At 50.2% G+C, this 3,369-nt stretch carries 2 rRNA genes; both read left to right on the forward strand.

The features are described 5' to 3' along the window. Positions 1-198: 198 nt before the first annotated feature. Positions 199-3,105, forward strand: a 23S ribosomal RNA gene (locus EJN84_RS12105). 131 nt (positions 3,106-3,236) lie between these two features. Then, positions 3,237-3,349 (forward strand): 5S ribosomal RNA (rrf, locus tag EJN84_RS12110). The last annotated feature ends 20 nt before the right edge of the window (positions 3,350-3,369 follow it).

The following is a 3,369-nucleotide window of genomic DNA, read 5'->3' on the forward strand; positions in this document are numbered from 1 at the left end:
AAAAGAAACGGTTCGAATCCGTATCAGACGACAAGCCGGAAGGACGTACTGCAGGAAGTATCGTGCAGGAAGAACGGAAGGAAAAAGATCTTTGACATGATGTAGTAAAAAAAGTAAAACAAAGAGCAAGAAAGTAAAAGTAGAAACGCTAGTATTTATCAAGCCCGGCTACACGCAAGTGTAGAATCCGGACGGCGAAAGAAAGTGAATAAGGGCACATGGAGGATGCCTAGGCTCTGGGAGGCGAAGAAGGACGTGATAAGCTGCGAAAAGCTGCGGGGATTGGCAAATACGAAACGATCCGCAGGTATCCGAATGGGGCAACCCGTTATGAGAAGATCATAACATCCCGCGAAGCGGGAGGCAAACGTGGGGAACTGAAACATCTAAGTACCCATAGGAGAAGAAAACAAAAGTGATTCCGCAAGTAGTGGCGAGCGAACGCGGAGAAGCCCAAACCGTCGATGTTTCGGCAACGGCGGGGTTGAAGGACTGAAACAAAGGCAAGAAAGCTAAGAAGTGGAACGATTTGGAAAAATCGATCGAAGAGGGTGACAATCCCGTACACGAATCGAAGCGGAAGCCGATCAGTATCCTGAGTAGCGCGGGACACGAGAAATCCTGTGTGAAGCAGGCGGGACCATCCGCCAAGGCTAAATACTCCCCAGAGACCGATAGTGGACCAGTACCGTGAGGGAAAGGTGAAAAGAACCTCGAACAGAGGAGTGAAATAGACCCTGAAACCATGTGCTTGCAAGCGGTCGGAGCTCCGATTCGTCGGAGTGACGGCGTGCCTTTTGCATAATGAACCTACGAGTTACTCTTGTTGGCAAGGTTAATCGTCAAGAGGCGATGGAGCCGGAGCGAAAGCGAGTCTGAACAGGGCGGAAAGTCAGCAGGAGTAGACGCGAAACCAAGTGATCTACCCTTGAGCAGGCTGAAGGTTGGGTAACACCAACTGGAGGGCCGAATCGGTGAACGTTGAAAAGTTTTCGAATGACTTGAGGGTAGGGGTGAAAGGCTAATCAAACTTGGAGATAGCTCGTACTCCCCGAAATGCATTTAGGTGCAGCCTCGGGCTACGAACTTACATGAGGTAGAGCTACTGATTGGATGCGAGGGCTTCGCCGCCTATCAAGTCCAGACAAACTCCGAATGCGTGTAAGTGATACCCGGGAGTGAGGGCGCGGGTGCTAAGGTCCGTGTCCGAAAGAGGAACAACTCAGACCATCAGCTAAGGTCCCGAAATATATGCTAAGTTGCATTAAACGAAGTTTTGCTACCGAAACAGCTAGGATGTTGGCTTGGAAGCAGCCATTCATTTAAAGAGTGCGTAACAGCTCACTAGTCGAGTGGCGAAGCGTGGATAATAATCGGGCATAAGCATATTACCGAAGCTATGGATCCATATATTGGGTGGTAGGGGAGCATTCCTGTCGGCAGTGAAGGCGTATCGTAAGATATGCTGGAGCGTCAGGAAAAGCAAATGTAGGTATAAGTAACGATAAAGGGGGCGGGAAACCCCCTCGCCGAAAGACTCAGGATTCCTGATCAACGTTAATCGGATCAGGGTTAGTCGGGGCCTAAGGATCATCCTTTAAGGAGATTCCGATGGAAGAAACGGTTAATATTCCGTTACTGTGATAATAAGTTAAGCGGGGACGCAGGAGTGACACCACTGCCTACTGACGGAATAGTAGGTTAAAGGGGGTAGGCGTTGAAGGGTGTAGGCAAATCCGCACCCCGAGCCGAACCTGAAAGTATGGCAAGTCTTCGGATGAGTCAATAAAGTGGGTAAACAGGCTGCCGAGAAAAGCCGCTACACGATAATTATTATCGCACCCGTACCGTAAACCGACACAGGTAGTTGGGTTGAGAATACTAAGGCGCTCGAGTGAATCACGGTTAAGGAACTAGGCAAAATAGTCCTGTAACTTCGGGATAAAGGACGCCCCGCCGATGGCGGGGCCGCAGAGAATAGATTCAGGCGACTGTTTAACAAAAACACATGGCTATGCGAATTCGAAAGAAGCGGTATATAGCCTGACACCTGCCCGGTGCCGGAAGGTTAAGAGGAGATGTCATCTCGACTTGTCGGGAGAAGCATTGAATTGAAGCCCCGGTAAACGGCGGCCGTAACTATAACGGTCCTAAGGTAGCGAAATTCCTTGTCGGGTAAGTTCCGACCTGCACGAATGGTGTAACGATCTGAATACTGTCTCAACCGTGAGCTCGGTGAAATTGTAGTATCGGTGAAGATGCCGATTACCCGCGATGGGACGAAAAGACCCCGTGAACCTTTACTATAGCTTTACATTGAGTTTGGGCATTTGATGTGTAGGATAGGCCGGAGGCTGTGAAGCGGTTACGCCAGTAATCGTGGAGCCGACGTTGAAATACGGCCCTTCGGGTGTTTGAATTCTAACTCCGAAAGACGGAGGACACTGTATGGTGGGTAGTTTGACTGGGGTGGTCGCCTCCAAAAGAGTAACGGAGGCTTCTAAAGGTGCGCTCGGGACGATTGGTAACCGTCCGTAAGAGTATAATGGCATAAGCGCGCTTGACTGGGAGACAAACAAGTCGATCAGGTAGGAAACTAGAGCATAGTGATCCGGTGGTTCCGCATGGAAGGGCCATCGCTCAAAGGATAAAAGGTACTCCGGGGATAACAGGCTGATCATTCCCAAGAGCTCATATCGACGGAATGGTTTGGCACCTCGATGTCGGCTCGTCACATCCTGGGGCTGGAGAAGGTCCCAAGGGTTGGGCTGTTCGCCCATTAAAGTGGCACGCGAGCTGGGTTCAGAACGTCGTGAGACAGTTCGGTCTCTATCTATCGTGGGCGCAAGAGATTTGCGAGGCTCCGACACTAGTACGAGAGGACCGTGTTGGACAGACCGCTGGTTTACCGGTTGTTCCGCCAGGGGCACCGCCGGGTAGCTAAGTCTGGGCAGGGATAAGTGCTGAAAGCATCTAAGCACGAAGCCTACCTCAAGATTAGATCTCTATATAAGGGTGGTTGCAGACGACGACCTTGATAGGCTGCAGGTGTAAAGGCGGTAACGTCAAAGCCGAGCAGTACTAATAACCCGAAAACTTTCTTACAAAGAGCCGGAAAAGGGAGGGTTTGATAAATCTTTTTAGCGGATCGAAAAAGGCGGACTGTAAGTCTTTTTGTTTTACTTTTTACATCATGTTTAATGAAACAGTGCAGCCGAGACGGGCTGTGAACTTATTAAGGTGGTTATAGCGTTGGGGATCCACCTCTTCCCATTCCGAACAGAGAAGTTAAGCCCAATTGCGCCGATGGTACTGCGAAACCATGTGGGAGAGTAGGTAGCCGCCGTCTTATCGACAAGCCCCCGATGT

The organism is Seramator thermalis (genome assembly GCF_004138125.1).
GTDB classification, from domain to species: Bacteria; Bacteroidota; Bacteroidia; order Bacteroidales; family Dysgonomonadaceae; genus Seramator; species Seramator thermalis.